Annotated in this window: 21 protein-coding genes; 20 read left to right on the plus strand and 1 reads right to left on the minus strand. The window is 36.8% G+C overall.

All coding sequences use genetic code 11. The annotated features are described in order from the left end of the window. Positions 1-14 precede the first annotated feature (14 nt). From V7014_RS04870 to V7014_RS04925, 12 genes are all read left to right on the plus strand, one after another. Positions 15-344 carry a YqxA family protein gene (locus V7014_RS04870; protein ID WP_335504735.1) on the plus strand — a complete coding sequence of 110 codons (330 nt, stop codon included), beginning with the start codon at positions 15-17 and terminating at the stop codon, positions 342-344. A 232-nt stretch (positions 345-576) separates the two neighbouring features. Next, the gene (gene lepA / locus V7014_RS04875; protein WP_335504737.1) at positions 577-2412 is read left to right on the plus strand and encodes a translation elongation factor 4; all 1836 of its coding nucleotides are present in this window, start codon (positions 577-579) and stop codon (positions 2410-2412) included. Between the two features lie 80 nt (positions 2413-2492). After that, a complete protein-coding gene (hemW, locus tag V7014_RS04880) occupies positions 2493-3632 on the plus strand; it encodes a radical SAM family heme chaperone HemW (RefSeq protein ID WP_335504739.1) in 1140 nt (379 codons plus the stop codon). A gap of 87 nt (positions 3633-3719) precedes the next feature. Then, positions 3720-4751 (plus strand): heat-inducible transcriptional repressor HrcA, encoded by a 1032-nt coding sequence (hrcA, locus tag V7014_RS04885; RefSeq protein WP_335504741.1) that lies wholly within the window; start codon positions 3720-3722, stop codon positions 4749-4751. 169 nt (positions 4752-4920) lie between these two features. Beyond that, a complete protein-coding gene (gene grpE, locus V7014_RS04890; RefSeq protein WP_335504743.1) occupies positions 4921-5526 on the plus strand; it encodes a nucleotide exchange factor GrpE in 606 nt (201 codons plus the stop codon). Between the two features lie 37 nt (positions 5527-5563). Further along, positions 5564-7405, plus strand: coding sequence for a molecular chaperone DnaK (gene dnaK / locus V7014_RS04895; RefSeq protein ID WP_335504745.1), 1842 nt, complete (start codon positions 5564-5566; stop codon positions 7403-7405). Positions 7406-7648: 243 nt separating this feature from the next. Beyond that, complete coding sequence (gene dnaJ / locus V7014_RS04900) at positions 7649-8782, plus strand: molecular chaperone DnaJ (protein WP_335504747.1); 1134 nt, start codon at positions 7649-7651, stop codon at positions 8780-8782. 22 nt (positions 8783-8804) lie between these two features. Next, positions 8805-9743: a 50S ribosomal protein L11 methyltransferase gene (gene prmA / locus V7014_RS04905; RefSeq protein ID WP_335504749.1), complete on the plus strand. Its 939-nt coding sequence runs from the start codon at positions 8805-8807 to the stop codon at positions 9741-9743. A gap of 268 nt (positions 9744-10011) precedes the next feature. Further along, positions 10012-10764 (plus strand): 16S rRNA (uracil(1498)-N(3))-methyltransferase, encoded by a 753-nt coding sequence (locus V7014_RS04910; RefSeq protein ID WP_335504750.1) that lies wholly within the window; start codon positions 10012-10014, stop codon positions 10762-10764. Positions 10765-10770: 6 nt separating this feature from the next. Next, the gene (gene mtaB, locus V7014_RS04915) at positions 10771-12126 is read left to right on the plus strand and encodes a tRNA (N(6)-L-threonylcarbamoyladenosine(37)-C(2))-methylthiotransferase MtaB (protein ID WP_335504752.1); all 1356 of its coding nucleotides are present in this window, start codon (positions 10771-10773) and stop codon (positions 12124-12126) included. 21 nt (positions 12127-12147) lie between these two features. After that, positions 12148-12819 (plus strand): deoxyribose-phosphate aldolase, encoded by a 672-nt coding sequence (deoC, locus tag V7014_RS04920; protein ID WP_335504754.1) that lies wholly within the window; start codon positions 12148-12150, stop codon positions 12817-12819. 189 nt (positions 12820-13008) lie between these two features. Continuing rightward, positions 13009-13338 carry a DUF4190 domain-containing protein gene (locus V7014_RS04925; RefSeq protein WP_335504756.1) on the plus strand — a complete coding sequence of 110 codons (330 nt, stop codon included), beginning with the start codon at positions 13009-13011 and terminating at the stop codon, positions 13336-13338. A gap of 49 nt (positions 13339-13387) precedes the next feature. Here the strand turns inward: V7014_RS04925 and V7014_RS04930 are convergent, their stop codons facing one another. Beyond that, a complete protein-coding gene (locus V7014_RS04930) occupies positions 13388-14308 on the minus strand; it encodes a Na/Pi symporter (protein ID WP_335504758.1) in 921 nt (306 codons plus the stop codon). Positions 14309-14525: 217 nt separating this feature from the next. Here V7014_RS04930 and rpsU point away from each other — a divergent pair, with 217 nt between their 5' ends. From rpsU to V7014_RS04970, 8 genes are all read left to right on the plus strand, one after another. Continuing rightward, a complete protein-coding gene (gene rpsU, locus V7014_RS04935; RefSeq protein WP_101659120.1) occupies positions 14526-14699 on the plus strand; it encodes a 30S ribosomal protein S21 in 174 nt (57 codons plus the stop codon). A gap of 14 nt (positions 14700-14713) precedes the next feature. Then, complete coding sequence (locus V7014_RS04940) at positions 14714-15160, plus strand: GatB/YqeY domain-containing protein (RefSeq protein WP_335504763.1); 447 nt, start codon at positions 14714-14716, stop codon at positions 15158-15160. A 215-nt stretch (positions 15161-15375) separates the two neighbouring features. Continuing rightward, a complete protein-coding gene (locus tag V7014_RS04945) occupies positions 15376-16704 on the plus strand; it encodes an NfeD family protein (RefSeq protein ID WP_335504765.1) in 1329 nt (442 codons plus the stop codon). An 8-nt stretch (positions 16705-16712) separates the two neighbouring features. Continuing rightward, positions 16713-17696, plus strand: coding sequence for a flotillin-like protein FloA (gene floA, locus V7014_RS04950; RefSeq protein ID WP_335504767.1), 984 nt, complete (start codon positions 16713-16715; stop codon positions 17694-17696). Between the two features lie 38 nt (positions 17697-17734). Continuing rightward, positions 17735-18277, plus strand: a complete 543-nt coding sequence (locus tag V7014_RS04955; RefSeq protein WP_335504769.1) for a hypothetical protein — start codon at positions 17735-17737, stop codon at positions 18275-18277. Between the two features lie 88 nt (positions 18278-18365). Beyond that, positions 18366-18650 carry a sporulation protein YqfC gene (yqfC, locus tag V7014_RS04960; protein WP_335504771.1) on the plus strand — a complete coding sequence of 95 codons (285 nt, stop codon included), beginning with the start codon at positions 18366-18368 and terminating at the stop codon, positions 18648-18650. A 171-nt stretch (positions 18651-18821) separates the two neighbouring features. Further along, positions 18822-20009, plus strand: a complete 1188-nt coding sequence (gene yqfD, locus V7014_RS04965; RefSeq protein WP_335504773.1) for a sporulation protein YqfD — start codon at positions 18822-18824, stop codon at positions 20007-20009. A gap of 3 nt (positions 20010-20012) precedes the next feature. Next, positions 20013-20975: a PhoH family protein gene (locus tag V7014_RS04970; protein ID WP_335504774.1), complete on the plus strand. Its 963-nt coding sequence runs from the start codon at positions 20013-20015 to the stop codon at positions 20973-20975. Positions 20976-21108 lie beyond the last annotated feature (133 nt).

The raw sequence follows: 21108 nt of genomic DNA on the forward strand, positions 1-21108 counted from the left end.
AGCAGGGTGATTGTATGTTTCGCTTTTTTCTAAAGTTTCTATTGGTACTTATCATATTTTTTGTAGGGGTTTTGTTAGGAATGCAAAAAGCCAATATTGGAATATTGAATATGCGAGGCTATGATGATCCGAATTTATACAGTGCTGTCTCCATTGAGCAACACAATGGAGAAGTTGATGCTTCCATTCTCGGTAAAGAAATGAAAAGCTATGATCTGCAAGAGAAGAAGGAAAAGCTAGAAGAAATAAAAGCATTTAATGCCTTTTCAAATCTTGGGAAGAAAATTACTGAAAGCTCAAAGCAATTTTTTAATAAAGTTCTGGAATTTATAGTGCCAGGTTAGAAATTATTGAGTGCAAGTAACATAATTCTACTAATCAAGAGACAGAAATAAGAATGCCATGCTAGAAACATAATTCTCTCATTCTTTAGAATTACTCAATCTGAAGAAGGAAATTATTATGTGTATTGCATGGCTTCTTTTTGATGTAGAGTTAAACGGTTATTGAATCTTGCTTTTTGACAGGTTATAATGAAAAATAGTGTATTTGTGTCGACTTACAGGAGTGGATTAAATGAATAGAGAAGAAAAATTAAAACGACAATCGAAAATCCGTAACTTTTCCATTATCGCTCATATTGATCATGGGAAATCTACATTAGCTGACCGTATTTTAGAGAAAACAAATGCGTTAACTCAGCGTGAAATGAAAGCTCAATTGCTTGATTCTATGGACTTGGAACGTGAGCGTGGGATTACTATTAAATTGAATGCAGTTCAATTGAAATATAAAGCTTCCGATGGAGAAGAGTATATTTTTCATTTAATAGATACACCAGGTCACGTCGACTTCACATATGAGGTTTCTCGTAGTTTAGCTGCTTGTGAAGGTGCTGTATTAGTCGTAGATGCTGCACAAGGTATTGAAGCTCAAACGCTTGCAAACGTGTATTTAGCATTAGATAACAATTTGGAAATTTTACCAGTTATTAATAAAATTGATTTACCGAGTGCGGATCCTGAACGTGTCCGTAACGAAGTTGAAGAAGTAATTGGTCTGGATGCATCTGAAGCCGTTCTAGCTTCAGCGAAGGCTGGAATTGGAATTGAAGATATTCTAGAACAAGTTGTTCTTCAAGTGCCACCGCCAGAAGGTGACCCAGAAGCACCGTTGAAAGCTCTTATCTTTGATTCTTTATACGATGCATATCGTGGCGTTGTTGCCTACATTCGTGTTGTAGACGGAAGCATTAAGCCTGGTGACAAAATTAAAATGATGGCAACAGGTAAAGAGTTTGAAGTAATAGAGGTAGGTGTGTTTACACCGAAGTCTACTTTAGTGGATGAATTAAATGTTGGGGATGTTGGATTCTTAACTGCCGCTATTAAGAATGTAGGCGATACGCGTGTGGGTGATACAATCACAAATGCTAAGAATGGTTCCAATGAGGCACTACCAGGTTACCGTAAGTTAAATCCAATGGTTTACTGTGGTCTGTATCCGATTGACTCTGCTCGCTTTAATGATTTACGTGAAGCGTTAGAGAAATTACAGTTAAATGATTCTGCGCTACAATTTGAGCCGGAAACATCACAAGCATTAGGATTTGGGTTCCGTTGTGGATTCTTAGGGTTGCTTCATATGGAAATTATTCAAGAGCGTATTGAACGTGAATTCAAAATTGATTTGATTACTACTGCACCAAGTGTTATTTACGATGTAAAAATGACAGATGGTTCTTCTGTAACAGTTGATAACCCTTCTAATATGCCAGACCCTCAAAAAATTGAAAGCGTAGAAGAGCCTTATGTGAAAGCAACAATGATGGCTCCGAAAGACTACGTTGGAGCAATTATGGAAATTTGCCAAGAGAAACGCGGTGATTTCATCGACATGCAATATTTAGATGAAACACGTGTTAGCATTGTTTACGAAATTCCATTATCAGAAATTGTGTATGACTTCTTTGATCAATTGAAATCAAGTACAAAAGGATATGCTTCTTTCGATTATGAATTAATTGGATATAAACCGTCTAAGCTAGTGAAGATGGATATTCTATTGAATAGCGAAAATGTCGATGCACTAAGCTTTATCGTACACCGTGACTTCGCATATGAGCGTGGAAAAGTAATCGTAGATAAATTAAGAGAATTAATTCCAAGACAGCAATTCGAAGTACCAATTCAAGCAGCAATCGGTCAAAAAATCATTGCTCGTTCAACGATCAAAGCGATGCGTAAAAACGTACTTGCAAAATGTTATGGTGGAGATATTTCACGTAAACGTAAACTTCTTGAGAAGCAAAAAGAAGGTAAGAAACGAATGAAGCAAGTTGGATCGGTAGAAGTTCCGCAGGAAGCATTCATGGCAGTATTAAAAATGGATGATACAAATACAAAAAAATAAATTTTTTGAAAGGCTAGAAAAGGTTGACCTTCCCTAGCCTTTTTTCTATACAGCAGTGATTTGAAGGAGCTGAATTTAAGATGAAGAGCGCATACATTCATATTCCATTTTGCGAGCATATTTGTCACTATTGTGATTTTAATAAAATGTTTTTAAAAGGCCAGCCGGTAGAACAATATTTGCAAATGTTGAAGAAAGAAATGGAATTAACATTACAACAACAACCAACAAACCAATTATCAACTATTTATGTTGGTGGTGGTACCCCAACATCATTGAATGAGGAGCAGTTACAAATATTATGTGATTCTATAGAAGAAGTTCTTCCATTTGATTGTCATAGTGTGGAATATACGTTTGAAGCAAACCCTGGAGACTTATCGATCGATAAACTTCGCATATTAAATCAAGCAGGCGTTAATCGAATTAGTTTTGGTGTTCAAGCATTTCAAGAGAAAATCTTGAAGGGCATTGGTCGTACACATCGTCCGGAAGATGTATATGATTCAATCGCAAAGGCGCGTGAAGCAGGCTTCAAAAACATTACAATTGATTTAATGTACGGCTTACCGGGTCAAACAAAAGAAGATTTTAAGGGGTCCTTAAAAAAAGCTTTAGAGCTCGACTTACCTCACTATTCTAGTTATTCATTAATTGTTGAACCGAAGACTGTATTCTATAACTTAATGCAAAAAAATGCTCTTAGGCTTCCAAGTCAAGATATAGAAGCTGAGATGTATGAATTATTGATGGATACAATGGAAGAGCATGGGCGACATCATTATGAAATTAGTAATTTTGCGAAGGAAGGCTATGAGAGTCGTCATAATACAACATATTGGAATAACGAATACTATTATGGGTTTGGTGCGGGTGCTCATAGTTATGTGAATGGAGAGCGTATTGCCAACTATGGTCCGTTAAAGAAATACATGACTCCTATAGAAAATGGAGAACTTCCGCGAATGAGTGTTCATAAAGTGCCAATCAATGAACAAATGGAAGAAGAAATGTTTCTAGGGTTAAGGAAAATGGAAGGTGTTTCATTACAATTGTTTAAGGAACGCTTTAATAACGATTTGACGGAAGTGTTTAAAGTGCAGGTGGAGGATCTTTTGCACCGACAATTGGTTGTTATAAAAGAGGGAAGAATATCTTTAACAAAAGAGGGAAAATTGTTAGGGAATGAAGTGTTTCAATCCTTTATAGGAATTGGGTAAAACCGTTGACATTATATAGTGATTTTGATAAGTTATTAAGTAGATTTAGCACTCGTTGTGTAGGAGTGCTAACAGAGGTGATCAAATATGCTAACAGATCGTCAGTTATTAATTCTCCAAGTAATCATTGATGACTTTATTCGTTCTGCACAGCCGGTCGGCTCAAGAAGTTTATCGAAAAAAAGTGATATTACGTTTAGTTCCGCGACTATCCGTAATGATATGGCTGACTTAGAGGATTTAGGTTTTATTGAGAAAACACACACGTCTTCAGGAAGAGTTCCTTCAGAAAAAGGTTATCGATATTATGTTGATCATTTGTTATCTCCTCCTTTAGTTAGAAATGAGGAAATGCAAAAACTGAAGTCTGTTTTTGTTGATAAAATCTATGAATTAGAGAAGGTTGTTCAAAAATCTGCACAAATACTATCAGAAATTACGAATTATACTGCAATTGTTTTAGGACCAAAGGTTAGAGAGAATAAGTTAAAGAAAATTTCACTCGTGCCAATTGACCGAGGAACAGCAGTTGCTCTAATCGTAACGGATACTGGACATGTTGAAAATAAATTAATTCAGATACCAACCTCAATAGACGGAAGTCAAATTGAAAAGATCGTGAATATATTAAATGATCAATTAGTTGGTGTACCTTTAATTGAATTAAGTGCAAGGATTCAAAATGAAGTTGCTGCACTTTTTAAGCGGCATATAAGCAACTATGAACAGATTGTTACATCTTTAACAGAAACTCTACACATAGTTCCAGATGAGAAGATTTTCTTCGGTGGAAAAACAAATATGTTAAGTCAACCAGAATTCAATGATATTGAGAAAGTGCGATCATTATTATCGATGATTGAACATGAAAAAGAATTATATCAATTGATTGTAAAAAATCCGCTTGGTGTCCATGTGAAAATCGGAAGTGAAAATAATGATCCGGCCATGGAGAATTGTAGTTTAATTACTGCAACCTATTCGATTGGACAAAAGCAATTTGGTTCTGTTGCAATACTAGGACCTACAAGAATGGACTATTCGCGTGTTATTTCACTCTTAAAGTTATTCTCGAAAGATTTCTCTACTGTTTTGACAAGATTGTATCAAAATAGATAGAAGTGGAGATATTGAGAGAAGGGCGTGGCATCGCCTTGCCTTTTTCTCTGTTTATATTTTAAGAAGTGGATTATACCGTTAGTATATAAACCTTTTAGCCAACTGTTAGTTGCTATAAGATTTAATAAATAAAAAACATAGATATGACTTTCATAGGGAGGTGAGTATCATGTCAGAACAAAACAAAAAAGAAAATGAAGTTGAAGAAACATTAACTGACAATGCTGTTGTGGAAGAAATCTTCGCTGAAGAAGAAACTACATCTGCAGAAGGTAGTGGTAAAGTTGAGCAAGAATTAACTTGTGAACAACTACTTGCAAAGGCAGAAGAAAATACTCGAAGTTTAACAGGAAAGATTGAAGAAATGGAAAGCCGTTACCTTCGATTACAAGCTGATTTCGATAACTCAAGAAGACGTTCTAAATTAGATTTAGAAGCTGCTCAAAAATATAGAGTGCAAAACTTAGCTAGTGAGCTTATTACGTCGTTAGATAATTTCGAGAGAGCATTAGCTGTTACAACAGAAAATGAAGAAACGAAAAGCATGCTTCAAGGCCTTGAAATGGTGCACAAAAGCATTGTGAATGCCCTTCAAAAAGAAGGCGTTGAACCTATTGAAGCTGTAGGACAAGAATTTGATCCGAATTTCCATCAAGCAGTAATGCAAGTAAGCGATGAGAATTATGGTGCAAATATTGTGGTTGAAGAGTTTCAAAAAGGGTATAAGCTGAAAGATCGTGTTCTTAGACCGTCAATGGTTAAAGTAAATCAATAAAATACAATTACATATTATTATAGGAGGTAATTTTGTCATGAGTAAAATTATCGGTATTGACTTAGGAACTACTAACTCTTGCGTATCTGTACTTGAAGGTGGAGAAGCAAAAGTTATTCCAAATCCAGAAGGTAACCGCACAACTCCTTCTGTTGTTGCATTCAAAAATGGTGAGAGACAAGTTGGGGAAGTGGCTAAACGTCAAGCAATTACAAACCCTAATACAATTATGTCTGTGAAACGTCATATGGGTACTACTTATAAAGAAAATATTGAAGGTAAAGACTATTCTCCACAAGAAATCTCTGCTATTATTCTTCAACACTTAAAAGGTTATGCAGAAGAGTACCTTGGTGAAAAAGTAACGAAGGCTGTTATCACTGTTCCAGCTTACTTCAACGATGCTGAGCGTCAAGCTACGAAAGATGCTGGACAAATTGCTGGTTTAGAAGTTGAACGTATCATCAATGAACCAACTGCTGCAGCACTTGCATACGGAATGGATAAAACAGACGAAGATCAAACAATTCTAGTATTTGACCTTGGTGGTGGTACATTCGACGTTTCTATTCTTGAAATCGGTGATGGTGTATTCGAAGTTAAATCAACTGCAGGTGACAACCGTCTAGGTGGAGATGATTTCGACCAAGTGATCATTGATTATTTAGTAGAACAATTCAAGAAAGAAAATGCTATTGATTTAAGTCAAGATAAAATGGCACTACAACGTTTAAAAGATGCAGCTGAGAAAGCGAAAAAAGACCTTTCTGGTGTAACATCTACACAAATTTCATTACCATTTATCACTGCTGGTGCAGCTGGTCCATTACACTTAGATGTAACTTTAACAAGAGCTAAATTCGAAGAGTTATCTCATAACCTAATTGAACGTACAATGGGACCTGTTCGTCAAGCTGTTAAAGATGCTGGTTTAAGCACTTCTGAAATTGATAAAATAATCCTTGTTGGTGGATCTACTCGTATTCCAGCTGTTGTTGAAGCTGTACGTAAAGAAACAGGAAAAGACCCTCATAAAGGTGTTAACCCTGATGAAGTAGTAGCAATGGGTGCTGCAATTCAAGGTGGTGTATTAACTGGTGACGTTAAAGATGTAGTATTACTTGACGTAACGCCACTTTCTTTAGGAATTGAAACAATGGGCGGCGTATTTACAAAACTTATTGATCGTAATACAACAATTCCAACAAGTAAATCACAAGTGTTCTCAACTGCTGCTGATAGCCAACCAGCTGTTGATATTCATGTATTACAAGGTGAGCGCCCAATGGCTGCTGACAACAAAACGCTTGGTCGTTTCCAATTAACTGATATTCCACCAGCACCACGTGGAATTCCACAAATTGAAGTATCGTTTGATATTGATAAAAACGGTATCGTAAACGTTCGAGCTAAAGATTTAGGTACTAACAAAGAACAAACTATTACAATTAAGTCTTCTTCAGGCTTATCAGATGAAGAAGTAGAACGTATGGTTAAAGAAGCAGAAGAAAATGCAGATGCTGACAAAAAACGTAAAGAAGAAGTAGAATTACGTAATGAAGCTGATCAATTAGTGTTTACAACTGAAAAGACTATGAAAGAGCTTGAAGGTAAAGTAGATGCTTCTGAAATTGAATCTGCAAATGCAGCAAAAGATGCTCTTAAAGAAGCAATCAAGAAGAATGACCTAGAAGAAATTCGTACTAAGAAAGATGCTCTTCAAGAAATCGTTCAAAATTTGACTATGAAACTTTATGAAGAAGCTGCTAAAGCTCAACAAGCGGCACAAGGTGCTGATGCAGGTCAAGGTGAAGCAAAAGCGGACGATGACGTTGTAGATGCTGAGTTTACAGAAGTAGACGATAAAGATAAACAGTAAGTTTTGTTAGTAACAACGAATGTGAAAAAAGTCAAAGTCATCATTTAGGGCTTTGACTTTTTTTAGAGTTTGATTCATTTTTTCTGTGGATGTTCGTCGCGCAATAAACCAATCACTTTTTGATTTTTATGAAATATATTACTAGAGCGAGTGATAAGCGGTTGCTTAAGTTTCATTATTGCAACCACTATTAAGTAAATGATAAAATAACATTTATGTGAAAGAACCGGGAGTTGAAAGCTTATGAGTAAAAGAGATTATTATGAAGTGTTAGGTTTAGGCAAAAGCGCTTCAAAAGATGAAATTAAAAAAGCATATCGTAAACTTTCAAAAAAATATCACCCAGATATTAATAAAGAAGCGGATGCTGCAGATAAATTCAAAGAAATCAAAGAAGCTTACGAAGTATTAAGCGATGAACAAAAGCGGGCACATTATGATCAATTTGGTCATACAGATCCGAACCAAGGCTTTGGCGGTGGCGGCTTTGGTGGTGGAGATTTTGGCGGGGGCTTTGGCGGTTTTGAAGATATCTTCAGCACGTTCTTTGGTGGTGGAGGAGGTAGACGAGATCCAAATGCACCACGAAAAGGTAACGACCTTCAATATACGATGACTATTCCATTTGAAGATGCGGTGTTTGGTAAGGAAACGACAATTGAAATCCCGCGTGAAGAAAATTGTGATACATGTGATGGTACAGGGGCTAAACAGGGTACTAAAGTGGAAAAATGTTCTTACTGTAGTGGAAGTGGTCAAGTTAATATTGAACAAAATACCCCATTTGGAAGAATCGTAAACCGAACAACTTGTCGTCAATGTCATGGGACTGGTAAGAATATTCCAAACAAATGTTCAACATGTTCTGGTACAGGAAAAGTTAAGAAAAGAAAGAAAATCAATGTTAAGATTCCAGCAGGTATTGACGATGGTCAACAATTGCGTGTAACTGGACAAGGTGAACCAGGTGTAAATGGTGGTCCTTCTGGTGATTTATTTGTTGTGTTCCATGTAAGAGAGCATGAGTTCTTTGAAAGAGATGGCGATGATGTGTACTGTGAAGTACCTTTAACCTTCGTACAAGCTGCGCTAGGTGATGAAATTGAAGTTCCTACGTTACATGGAAAAGTTCAATTGAAAATCCCTGCTGGTACACAAACGGGAACACGTTTCCGCTTAAAAGGAAAAGGTATTCCGAATGTTAGAGGTTATGGTCAAGGGGATCAACATATTATCGTTAAATTAATAACACCAAGAAAGCTAAGTGAAAAGCAAAAACAATTGTTAAGAGAATATGCTGAAGTTAGCGGAGAAACAGCAGATGAACATGAAGAAGGCTTCTTTTCAAAAATGAAGCGCGCTTTTAAAGGAGAATAATTCAAACAGGAGTTGGTAGTAAATGAAGTGGTCTGAAATAGCAATCCATACAACAAGTGAAGCGGTCGAACCGATTTCGAATATATTACATGAGGCTGGAGCAAGCGGAGTTGTAATCGAAGATAGAGAAGATCTTTTTAAAGACAGAGAAGATCAGTTTGGTGAGATCTACCAACTTAATCCTGATGATTATCCTGAGGAAGGCGTTGTGATGAAAGCATATCTTCCTGTGAATAGTTTCTTAGGAGAAACTGTGGAAGGTATTAAAGAAGCAATCAATAGTCTAATTATTTATGACATCGATTTAGGATTAAATTCTGTAACAATCAGCGAAGTGAATGAAGAAGAATGGGCAACTGCATGGAAGAAATATTACCATCCAGTGAAGATTTCGGAACGGTTTACCATTGTTCCTACATGGGAAGAGTATGAACCGATTTCTAGTGATGAACTAATCATTGAACTAGATCCAGGTATGGCTTTCGGAACAGGTACGCACCCGACAACTGTATTGTGTATCCAAGCTTTGGAGAAAATGGTTAAGAGCAGTGATAACGTCGTTGATGTTGGAACAGGTTCAGGAGTATTAAGTATTGCTGCAGCAATGTTAGGAGCAGCTCATGTCGAAGCGCTAGATTTAGATGAAGTGGCTGTTAAGTCAGCAAAACTTAATATTAAGTTAAATAAAGTTCATGATATAGTAAATGTGTCTCAAAATAATTTGCTTGATGGCGTTACTGGGCTTCAAGATGTTATTGTAGCGAATATCTTAGCTGAAGTTATTATGAGATTTACTGATGATGTAGCGACTGGATTAAAACCAGGTGGTTACTTTATTTCTTCAGGTATCATTTTACCTAAGAAAGATGAAGTGAAGGAAGCTCTACTAGCATCTGGATTCGAAATCATGGAAACAATGGTAATGGAAGACTGGGTTGCTTTTATTGCAAAGAAGAAATAAGATCTTCTTGAAAATGAAATAAGGAAACTTTAATCGGTGGGGGCCTTCATTTCCCACCGATTATTAGTTGAATTTCGTTTAATCTCCCACTAGATAAATGCCAAATTGCGTTTTGTAATGGGTGTTTTATTGTTAAATTGTGATAAAATCATATTCCTGCCACGCATAGGTTTTAAGTAGCTGTCGCTAACATGCGCTTCCGCTTTTTGATTGAGTGTGGTGAGTTCATTTTTGAAAATGGAAATTTTACGGAGTAGGTGTAGGTAGCATGCAACGATATTTTGTTCCTGTAGAACAAATACAAGACGATGTTGTGACGATTAAAGGCAACGATTATCATCATATTGCAAAAGTATTAAGAATGACTCATGGTGAAGAAGTTATCTGTGTACTTGGTGATAACGGGAGTGCATTAGTTCGTATTGAAAACATTACCAATGAAGAAGTTTTAGGGACTGTTATAGAATGGTTGAATGAAGAGAAAGAATTGCCTGTTCAAGTAACTGTTGTGAGCGGTTTGCCTAAAGGGGATAAGTTAGAATATATTGTGCAAAAAGGTACTGAGCTTGGAGCGAGTTCATTTATCCCTTTTATTGCCGATCGTTCAATTGTGAAATGGGATGTAAAGAAAGCGGCGAAAAAAGTAGATCGTCTGCAAAAGATTGCGAAAGAAGCAGCTGAGCAATCGCATCGTACTGTCGTTCCATATGTCGAAGCTCCACATACTCTAAGTCAATTGCTTGAACGAGCAACAATGTTTGATGTGCTTCTCGTTGCGTATGAAGAAGAAGCTAAGCAAAATGAAAGTAGTGCTCTCTGCAAGGCGCTTCAAGCGCTGAAACCAGGAGCCTCTGTCATGGTAGTATTTGGCCCTGAAGGTGGTATAACAGAGTCAGAAGTACAATTATTAAGAGATGCCGGTTTTACAGCATGTGGTTTAGGACCGAGAATACTTCGAACTGAAACAGCACCTTTATATGTGTTATCAGCTGTTTCTTATCAATTAGAATTAATGGGGTGAAGATAAATGGCAACTGTTGCTTTTCATACATTAGGTTGTAAAGTAAATCATTATGAAACAGAAGCAATTTGGCAGCTGTTTAAAGCAGAGAATTATGAGCGTGTAGACTATGAAGCGAAGTCAGACGTATATGTTATCAATACGTGTACAGTTACAAATACAGGTGATAAGAAGAGCCGTCAAGTTATTCGTCGTGCGATTCGTAAAAATCCCGATGCGGTTATTTGCGTTACAGGCTGTTATGCACAAACGTCACCTGCGGAGATACTTGCCATTCCTGGAGTAGACGTTGTAGTTGGAACGCAAGATCGTAATAAGATGATCCCTTATATAGAGCAATTCAAACAGGAACGTCAACCAATTAATGGTGTTGGAAACATCATGAAGTCTCGAGTTTACGAAGAGTTAGATGTACCTGCTTTTACAGATCGTACACGTGCTTCATTAAAAATCCAAGAAGGTTGCAACAATTTCTGTACATTTTGTATCATTCCATGGGCTCGTGGTTTAATGCGTTCACGTAAACCGGAGGAGGTAATCCGCCAAGCGCAGCAGTTAGTAGATGCTGGTTATAAGGAGATTGTCTTAACTGGTATTCACACAGGTGGATATGGCGAAGATATGAAGGATTATAATCTTGCTATGTTATTACGTGATTTAGAAGAAAAAGTGGTAGGATTAAAACGTATCCGTATTTCTTCTATTGAAGCTAGCCAAATTTCGGATGAAGTTGTTGAAGTATTAAGATCGTCGAATAAAGTAGTTCGTCATTTGCATATTCCACTACAATCTGGTTCAGACAGTGTATTGAAAAGAATGCGAAGAAAGTACACGATGGAGTATTTTGGTGAAAGATTACGTGCGTTGAAAGATGCACTTCCTGGACTAGCTATAACATCTGATGTCATCGTAGGGTTCCCTGGTGAAACAGAAGAAGAGTTCAAGGAAACATATGATTTTATTAAAGAATATCAATTTTCTGAGTTACATGTTTTCCCGTATTCGAAACGTACGGGTACACCAGCGGCTAGAATGGAAGACCAAGTAGATGAAGATGTGAAAAACGAGCGTGTACATCGACTAATTGCTTTAAGTGATCAATTAGCTAAGGAATATGCTTCTAACTTTGAAAATGAAGTATTGGAAATGATTCCAGAAGAGCGCTTTACAGAAGGTGAAAATGAAGGTTTATACGTTGGTTATACAGATAACTATTTGAAGGTCGTATTCTCAGGAAATGAAGATATGATTGGAGAAATTGTGAAAATAAAGATTACAAAAGCGGGTTATCCTTATAATGAAGGACAGTTTGTTAAAGTGATGAGAGACGAAGAAGTGGCTTCATTGTCAAAGGCACAATAACAATTAAAAAGGAGAACTACAATGAATAATAAAATCGCAGGAATAATTGATCACACGTTATTAAAGGCAGATACAACTGAAAATCAAATTGAAACGCTTTGTAAGGAAGCACGTGAATATAAATTTGCTTCAGTATGTGTAAATCCAACATGGGTGAAGAAATGTGCTGATTTACTACAAGGATCAGGCGTTGATATATGTACGGTCATTGGTTTCCCATTAGGTGCTAATACATCAGAAGTGAAGGCATTTGAAACGACACAAGCAATTAAAGACGGCGCTACAGAAGTAGATATGGTTATCAACATTGGTGCATTAAAAGATCGTAATTATGAACTGGTTGAGGCAGATATTAAAGCAGTAGTTGATGCAGCGAAAGGTCAAGCTTTAACGAAAGTTATTATCGAAACTTGTCTTCTTACAGATGAAGAAAAAGTTCGTGCTTGTGAACTGGCAGTAAAAGCTGGAACTGATTATGTGAAAACATCTACTGGATTTTCAACAGGTGGAGCGACTAAAGAAGATATCGCTTTAATGAGAAAAACAGTTGGACCAGATATCGGTGTGAAAGCTTCTGGTGGAGTTCGTAATACGGAAGATGCAGAAGCAATGATTGCTGCAGGTGCTTCAAGGATCGGTGCTAGTGCAGGGATTTCAATTATTAAAGGTTTAACTGCAAATAGTGATTATTAATTTTTGGGATTTTAAGTAAATGAGAAGGCTCAAATTGCGCTAGTTTAGCGTGATTTGAGCCTTTTTACTTTGTCTCATTTTCATCAATCCGCTTAAATTTTCCGTTTTTTGAAGGTTTTTACACTTTAATTATCTTTAAAGAAGCAAATAATAACGTTGCACCTTAAAAAGAAAGCGAGGAGGTACATCGTGGAAGATCAAAAAAATGTTTATGAGCCTAAAGACAATAGCACCAACCACAATTATCATGAAGAAACAGCAGCAGAAGTGGCTGTTCCTTACGATGTTGGAAATACAGATGTGAATCGTACAGAAGAAGTTGGAGGAAAAGGGCTTGGTTACACAGCTTTAGCCTTCGCCATTCTTTCGTTATTTTTCGCGCCGTTACTATGGGGTACAGTTGGAATCGTCTTAGGGTTTATGGCTGTTCGCAAAGGAAGAGTAAGCTTAGGTTCTTGGGCGATAGGGATTAGTGCTTTTTCGATGATTGTTCGCTTGTTTTTTGTCCCGTTTTTTTAAGTTGTGTAGGGTTGAAGGGAGGGAGGTTGACAATAGTCAACCTCTTTTCCTATTTCCGATGAATAAAGAGTATAAACTGTGTAAACATATGTATGAAGGGCAGTACGAGCAATGAACAGATAACATTAAATATAACGCTAGCGTGGGCTAGTTGTACTTGTTCATCCGCAGTGAAGTAAGCTGCGGCCATACGAAGTTCTTCAATAAAAGGATAGAAGAGTAAAACACCTAAAATATTTAACCAAATATGGGCATACGCAGTAAGTCTTGCTTCTCGGCCGGCACCAAGACTTGCGATATATCCTGTTACGCATGTCCCAATATTTGAACCGAGCATTAACGCTATTCCAGCGGTAATGGAAAGTTGATCACCAGCTATAAAGCCCATCGCGATGCCGATGGTAGCTGTACTTGAATGAATAATTCCAGTAACACAAGCCCCTATGAAAATGGCATATAAGTTATGATTTTCAATAGATTGAAGAATGCTAGAAAAGAAATCATACGTAGCTAATGGTTGTGACAATGATTTAAATCCTTCTATTGCGAAGAAGATAAGAAATAATCCTAGAAGGGCAAAGCCAAGATGGCGAATAATATGATTTCTGCTTATGATGATTAGTAAACTTAGAATGATTCCAGGAAGAATCCATTGATCAATGGAAAAGGTCATAAATTCAGCAGTTACCGTTGTTCCAATATTACTTCCTAAAATGATTCCAATACTTTGTTGAAATGTTATGCCACCAACCGAAACAAGTCCTACGGTCATTACCATTACGGCAGAACTGCTTTGCAATAGAGCGGTGAAAAACATACCCGTGAAAAAACCTTTGACTGATGTATTAGTCAAAGATTGCAATTTATTTGTTAACCGTTCACCTGTTAGATTGAACAGGCCATTTCGTAAAATAGCCATTGCAAATAAAAACAACATGATATATATGGTAAAAAGAAATATTTCTCGCACATGTCCCACCCCTTAGGAAATCATATTGCTATGATTTCTAGGGCATGCCAAAAATTAATTATTTTTTGAGAAATATTAAAATGTATGTTACTTGAAAGTATCAATTTTTAGAGAAGTAGTTGACCTTATATAATCCTTATATTATAATCGATAAGTACATGATTTGAATTATGTTACACCTTGAGTTAGTGTGTTGTGTTCGGAGGGAGGGATAGAGATGTCTAAAACCGTAGTTCGTAAAAACGAATCACTTGAAGATGCTCTTCGTCGCTTTAAACGTACTGTATCAAAAACTGGTACATTACAGGAAGCTAGAAAGCGCGAATTTTATGAAAAGCCAAGCGTAAGACGTAAGAAAAAGTCTGAAGCTGCTAGAAAACGTAAATGGTAAGAGAGGGTGGAAGTATGAGTCTTCTCGAACGATTGAACATTGACATGAAACAAGCGATGAAGAACAAGGAAAAAGACAAGCTCTCTGTTATTCGTATGGTTAAGTCGTCACTTCAAAATGAAGCGATTAAACTTGGTAATTCAGAATTGACAGAAGCAGAAGAATTAACTGTCCTTTCTCGCGAATTAAAACAACGTAAAGACTCTCTCCAAGAGTTTTCAAATGCAGGTCGCGAAGATCTCGTTGAAAAAATTCAGACTGAAATTAAATACGTTGAAGCATATATGCCTCAGCAACTTTCAGAAGCAGAAGTCTCTGAAATTGTTAAAGAAACCATTCAAAGCGTTGGAGCTACTTCAAAAGCTGATATGGGTAAAGTAATGGGAGCTCTTATGCCTAAAGTAAAGGGCAAAGCAGATGGCTCTCTTGTTAATAAATTAGTACAACAACATCTATCTTAAACTCGTTTAGAAGCCACAAGCCTTGCTTGTGGCTTTTGAATTTTTTTTACAAGTAATTCATTGGATACGTGAATTATTTGTAAAATTAGTGGAAGACATTAAATAATACAATTATTTATTCCTAAAAAACATTTTTTTATTAACTTTTTGAAACTTTCTTTGTGTTTAAACGTAAAAATACATATCGCATAGTAAGTTTGAAGGGAGGGATAAACATGCGTAAATGGTTCTCCTTACTACTACTAACTCTTTTAGCTTTTTCTTGGCTCAGTTTACCAACAGAAGCGAGTGCAGCTAAGCCAAAAGTATATGTTGTACCTGTCGAAGATACCATTGAAAAGGGATTATATGCATTTTTACAAAGAGCATTATCCGTCGCAGAGGAGAATAATGCAGATGCGGTAATCTTTCAAATTAATACACTTGGAGGAGCAGTTAATGCCGCATGGGATATTGGTGAGCTTTTTGCTAATTCGCCTATAAAAACGACGGTTGCATGGGTTGATAAGCAAGCGTTATCAGCTGGTGCTTATATTGCTTTAAATGCAAGTGAAATCTATATGTCACCAGGTTCTACGATGGGATCTGCTGCTATTATCGATAGTGAAGGAAATGCAGCGGATAAGAAAGCACAATCTAGCTGGATTGGTTCCATGAAATCAGCAGCTGAACAAAATAACAGAGATCCTAAATATGCTGAAGCAATGGCCGATGTAAACAATACACTTACACATCTTGGTGCTGGACAAGGAAAGTTGCTTACATTAACAAATAAGCAAGCAGCTGAGATTGGTTATAGTGAAGGAACAGTTGAAAATCTAGATGATGTTTTAAAGCAAATAGGGCTTGAAGATGCAGAAGTAAGGAGCATTGATGAAAGCTTTGCAGAAAAAACAGCTAGATTTCTGACGAATCCAGTTGTTATTCCTATACTACTTACGATAGGTGCACTAGGACTTGTTATTGAATTATTCTCTCCAGGATTTGGGATACCGGGTTTTGTAGGGATAACTTCATTAGGATTATTCTTCTATGGACATTTAATTGCTGGACTCACAGGGTATGAAACAATTATATTATTTATTCTTGGACTAGCACTTCTCATAATGGAATTGTTCGTCCCGGGAGGAATTGTAGGTGCATTAGGTTTCGTCAGTGTCGTTGGGAGTTTGTTTATAGCTGGTGAAAATAATACCCATATGGCTGTTTCGATCTTAATTGCTCTTGTGGTATCCTTATCAGTATCTATCTTAATGGTAAAGGTGTTTGGTAAACAAATGAAATTCTTAAGAAGAATGATCTTAACAGACTCAACAAGTGCTGAAAGTGGTTATGTATCCAATGTTAATCGTCTTGACCTAATTGGTCGTGAAGGTGTTACATTAACGCCACTAAGACCATCAGGAATCGCTTATATTGATGATGAGCGAGTAGATGTTGTTTCAGAGGGTAGCTTCGTTGCGAAGGATATGCCTGTAAAAGTAGTTAAAACAGAAGGCTCTAGAATCGTTGTAAGACAAGTACAGAAGACTAAGGAAGGATGATTGAAACGATGGGTTCTGAAACAATTATGCTAATAGTAGCAGTTATTGTTGGTATCGTATTTTTATCAATATTTTTTACATTTGTGCCGGTTATGCTGTGGATTTCAGCATTAGCTGCAGGCGTTCGAGTAAGTATTTTTACTTTAATTGGAATGAGATTACGTCGTGTTATTCCGAGTCGTGTTGTGAATCCGCTAATTAAAGCACATAAAGCGGGTTTAGATGTGACAACAAATCAACTAGAAAGCCATTACTTAGCTGGTGGTAACGTAGACCGCGTAGTAAATGCCTTAATTGCTGCGCAACGTGCAAATATTGAATTGAGTTTTGAAAGAACAGCTGCTATTGACCTAGCAGGTCGTGACGTATTGGAAGCTGTTCAAATGAGCGTTAACCCTAAAGTTATTGAAACGCCATTCATTGCAGGTGTAGCGATGAACGGTATTGAAGTAAAGGCAAAAGCAAGAATCACAGTTCGTGCTAACATCGAGCGTCTTGTCGGTGGTGCTGGTGAAGAAACGATTGTTGCTCGTGTAGGTGAAGGGATTGTCTCAACAATCGGTTCTTCAGATAGTCATGCGCAAGTTTTAGAAAATCCAGATCGTATTTCACAAACAGTTTTATCAAAAGGTTTGGACTCAGGAACAGCATTCGAAATTTTATCGATTGATATTGCTGATGTTGATGTAGGTAAAAACATTGGAGCTATGCTACAAACAGACCAAGCAGAGGCTGATAAAAAAATCGCCCAAGCTAAAGCGGAAGAAAGACGTGCAATGGCTGTTGCAACTGAGCAAGAGATGAGAGCGAAAGTCGAAGAGATGAAAGCTAAAGTTGTGGAAGCGGAAGCACAAGTACCACTAGCAATGTCTGAAGCTCTAAGAGAAGGCAATTTAGGGGTTATGGATTATATTAATATTCAGAACTTGAATGCAGATACGGACATGAGAGGTTCTATTGGCAAAATGTCTAATCCAGAAAATAAACAATAGTCGTTTTAAAATGCTTCTAGAAAGGAGGTTTACTCCTTATGTTCGAAAGGATTATTTCCTTTTTTTCTGAAAATATTTTTTTCTTATTCGTTATTATAGGTATTATTAGTTCGCTGTTTGGTAAGGAGAAAAAAGACGCGAGTAAGCAGAAACGTCCTGAGTTTGACCCTATTCCAAAGCCTACAGCTCAACCTGTGCAAAAACGTAAAGTGAAAGAAATAAAGCAAGTATTAGAAGATGTAAATCCAAAGAAGATAAAAGAAATAAAGCATGTACTGGAAGATTTGAATCCGAAGAAAGTGAAAGAGATTGTGAGCTCAGCTCAAGTGAAGGCGAAAGAGATAGAGAACGAGGTTTCGGACACATATCAAGAATTGCTTAAACAGCAAGAGAGATGGGAGCAAGAAGCCGCTGCCCTAGAGGCTAAAGCAAACTCTATGAAGCAAGCTAATCACGTAGCTATTTACAGTGATGTTGGTTTAAATGCTTTTCATAAGAACGAACTGGTGAATGGAATCATTATGTCAGAGGTGTTAGGACCTCCTAAATCGAAGCAGCCGTTCAATCGTTTGAAAAAATGACCTGTTAAAAAACAGCATTTATCATAAAAAATGGTGCTAGAACCCCGTTTCATTTCATACATTTGAGATGAAAGGGGGTTCTTTTTTTATGGCAAAGAAATGGAGTCAGAAAGTCAGACAAATGCTTATAAACACCATTGATCTTCCAAAGGATGTCATGATGGACCTTCCGCGAATTACGATGATTGGCCAGCTACATATATATATTGAAAACCATAGAGGTTTAGTGGCGTTTTCAGATAATGAAGTTAGATTAGGTTTGAGTCAAGGTCAACTTTCTATCCGGGGGGAGACTTTTATCATTAAAGCGATCCTTCCAGAAGAAATCTTATTAGAGGGTGTCATTAGCTCAGTTACATTTATCCCAACTTAAATAGTGTTATGCCTTTCCTGCCTTATAAGAAAAGACGGGAAGAATGAACTGACAATTAGCGCTGACTAATGGTTATGGTATCACCAAAGTAATTAAGAATTCATCTGTTGGTGAGTTCTTAATTCCCTCTATTAGGAACAAATAGAAATGAATTTGTACGGGAGGAAACCCATGAAGAATCAATGGACAAACTTCTATGCGGGAAATGTGGAAGTGAAAGCATATGGTGATCAAGTTGAAGCGTTTGTAAATGATTTAGTAAGAAATCGTATACGAATTTGGAATATGAAGAGAATGGGCTCAGAAGCTATTTGCTTTACAATTGCCCTTTATAATGTGAAGAAAATGCGTGTGATTATTCGGAAGTATGATTGTAAAGCAGCGTTTCTTAAACGTTCAGGAGCCCCTTTTTTATGGCGGAGGTTGCTTTTTAATAGCGGATTTTTAATTGGATTTTTTCTATTTCTAACATGTCTTTTTCTTTTATCAAACGTAGTTTGGGGAATTGAAATAACAGGTGCCAAGCCAGAAACAGAGCACAAAATTCGGCAACAATTAACGAAAATGGGTGTCGAAACGGGAAAATTTCAATTTAAAATGGATGGCTCAGACGCGATCCAGAAAAAATTATCGAGTGAAATTGAAGAGATCACTTGGGTAGGTGTGGAGTTGAAAGGGACAACCTTTCATCTTCAAGTAGTGGAAAAGAAAGAGCCTAAAAGAGCGAAGACAGATTCACGTCAAAATATCATTGCGAATAAAAAAGCAATTGTGAGGAAATTATTTATTGAAAAAGGTAAAGCAGAGGTTAGTGTGAATGATTATGTGCATAAAGGGCAACTTCTAGTGTCGAGTAATATAAGTAAAGGGAAAGATGCTGTTCTTGTTCCGGCGAAAGGGAGTGTTTGGGGAGAGGTTTGGTATAAATCGGATGTGACAATCCCTTTAAAGACCCAGTTTTCTGTTTTCTCTGGTAAAGAGGAAACGAAACATTATGTTAATATGAAGGCGTTCTCCTTACCAATTTGGAACTTCAAAAAGACTACCATTGAGAATTATGAGAAAGAAATAATTGATAAGCCATTGTATTTCCTAGGATGGAAACTACCTATATCGTATAAAACAGTTACATTTCGTGATAAAGAAACAGTTGTTAGGGAATATTCAAAAAAAGAAGCTATTCAAAGAGGACATGAAGTAGCAGAAAATGATCTAAAAAAAATGCTTCCTAAAAATAGTGAAGTGATTGGTCGAAAAGTTTTGCGCGAAAGTTTTGAGAATGGTAAAGTTATATTATCTATACATTACCAAGTACTAGAAAATATCGCAATTGAACGATCAATTATTCAAGGAGATTAGGGAATGACAATAGAACAGAAAATGGTTGAAGTAAATTTGAAAACACCGAATGAAGCATTATCTCTACTTGGAACGGCTGATAGTAACATCAAGGTTCTGGAAGAAGAGCTGGAGATCTCAATTGTTACGAGAGGTGAATCCATCTTAATTGGTGGAGATTCAGAAAAAGTTGAATTAGCATATGACATAATTAAGTCGCTTCTTTTAGTTATAAGAAAGGGAATATCCATTAGTACAAGGGATGTTTCGTATGCGATATCTCTCGCTGAGAAAGGGACTTTAGAATATTTTCAAGAAATGTATGATGAAGAAATAGCAAAAACGGCAAAGGGTAAACCAATTCGAATCAAGACTCTAGGTCAAAAGCAATATATAACAGCTATTCGTAAACATGATATTGTATTTGGCGTCGGTCCAGCAGGTACTGGTAAAACATACTTAGCGGTAGTGATGGCTGTATCAGCTTTGAAAAGCGGTAAAGTGAACAAGATTATTTTAACGCGACCTGCCGTTGAAGCTGGCGAAAGCTTAGGTTTTCTACCTGGAGATTTAAAGGAAAAAGTTGACCCGTATTTAAGGCCTTTATACGATGCGCTAAACGATGTTTTAGGTGGAGAGCACACACAACGTTTGATTGAACGAGGTATTATTGAAGTAGCTCCACTTGCATATATGCGAGGTAGAACATTGGATGATGCTTTCGTCATTTTAGATGAAGCTCAGAATACGACAGAAGCACAAATGAAAATGTTCTTAACACGTTTAGGTTTTGGCTCGAAAATGATTATTACTGGTGATCAATCTCAAATTGATTTACCTAGAGGAGCAAAGTCTGGTCTGGTGGCTGCAATTGAAATATTAAGTGAAGTGGAAGGCATTAGTTTTATCTATCTAGATGGAAGTGACGTAGTGCGACATCGATTAGTAGGACGAATTGTTGAAGCTTATCAAAAGCATAATTCATAAATCCATAGAACCGTTTACTTTTATATACAGGTAAACGGTTTTCTTTTGTTCTGCCATTATTTTTATATTTATGGTAAACTTTGATGTACTTAAGTTAATAGCAAAATCCATTTTTTACTAGGGTAAGAATGAA

The sequence above is a fragment of the Bacillus sp. JJ722 genome, from assembly GCF_036963345.1.
Taxonomy (GTDB): domain Bacteria; phylum Bacillota; class Bacilli; order Bacillales; family DSM-1321; genus Bacillus_AD.

Excerpts from the sequence above, each read along its gene's own strand:
- V7014_RS04940 (WP_335504763.1), top strand. The coding sequence starts at position 14,714 with ATGAGTCTTCTCGAACGATTGAACATTGACATGAAACAAGCGATGAAG.
- V7014_RS04970 (WP_335504774.1), top strand. The coding sequence starts at position 20,013 with ATGACAATAGAACAGAAAATGGTTGAAGTAAATTTGAAAACACCGAAT.
- V7014_RS04870 (WP_335504735.1), top strand. The coding sequence starts at position 15 with ATGTTTCGCTTTTTTCTAAAGTTTCTATTGGTACTTATCATATTTTTT.
- mtaB (WP_335504752.1), top strand. The coding sequence starts at position 10,771 with ATGGCAACTGTTGCTTTTCATACATTAGGTTGTAAAGTAAATCATTAT.
- yqfD (WP_335504773.1), top strand. The coding sequence starts at position 18,822 with ATGAAGAATCAATGGACAAACTTCTATGCGGGAAATGTGGAAGTGAAA.
- hemW (WP_335504739.1), top strand. The coding sequence starts at position 2,493 with ATGAAGAGCGCATACATTCATATTCCATTTTGCGAGCATATTTGTCAC.
- V7014_RS04955 (WP_335504769.1), top strand. The coding sequence starts at position 17,735 with ATGTTCGAAAGGATTATTTCCTTTTTTTCTGAAAATATTTTTTTCTTA.
- grpE (WP_335504743.1), top strand. The coding sequence starts at position 4,921 with ATGTCAGAACAAAACAAAAAAGAAAATGAAGTTGAAGAAACATTAACT.
- lepA (WP_335504737.1), top strand. The coding sequence starts at position 577 with ATGAATAGAGAAGAAAAATTAAAACGACAATCGAAAATCCGTAACTTT.
- hrcA (WP_335504741.1), top strand. The coding sequence starts at position 3,720 with ATGCTAACAGATCGTCAGTTATTAATTCTCCAAGTAATCATTGATGAC.
- yqfC (WP_335504771.1), top strand. The coding sequence starts at position 18,366 with ATGGCAAAGAAATGGAGTCAGAAAGTCAGACAAATGCTTATAAACACC.
- floA (WP_335504767.1), top strand. The coding sequence starts at position 16,713 with ATGGGTTCTGAAACAATTATGCTAATAGTAGCAGTTATTGTTGGTATC.
- dnaK (WP_335504745.1), top strand. The coding sequence starts at position 5,564 with ATGAGTAAAATTATCGGTATTGACTTAGGAACTACTAACTCTTGCGTA.
- prmA (WP_335504749.1), top strand. The coding sequence starts at position 8,805 with ATGAAGTGGTCTGAAATAGCAATCCATACAACAAGTGAAGCGGTCGAA.
- V7014_RS04910 (WP_335504750.1), top strand. The coding sequence starts at position 10,012 with ATGCAACGATATTTTGTTCCTGTAGAACAAATACAAGACGATGTTGTG.
- dnaJ (WP_335504747.1), top strand. The coding sequence starts at position 7,649 with ATGAGTAAAAGAGATTATTATGAAGTGTTAGGTTTAGGCAAAAGCGCT.
- deoC (WP_335504754.1), top strand. The coding sequence starts at position 12,148 with ATGAATAATAAAATCGCAGGAATAATTGATCACACGTTATTAAAGGCA.
- rpsU (WP_101659120.1), top strand. The coding sequence starts at position 14,526 with ATGTCTAAAACCGTAGTTCGTAAAAACGAATCACTTGAAGATGCTCTT.
- V7014_RS04945 (WP_335504765.1), top strand. The coding sequence starts at position 15,376 with ATGCGTAAATGGTTCTCCTTACTACTACTAACTCTTTTAGCTTTTTCT.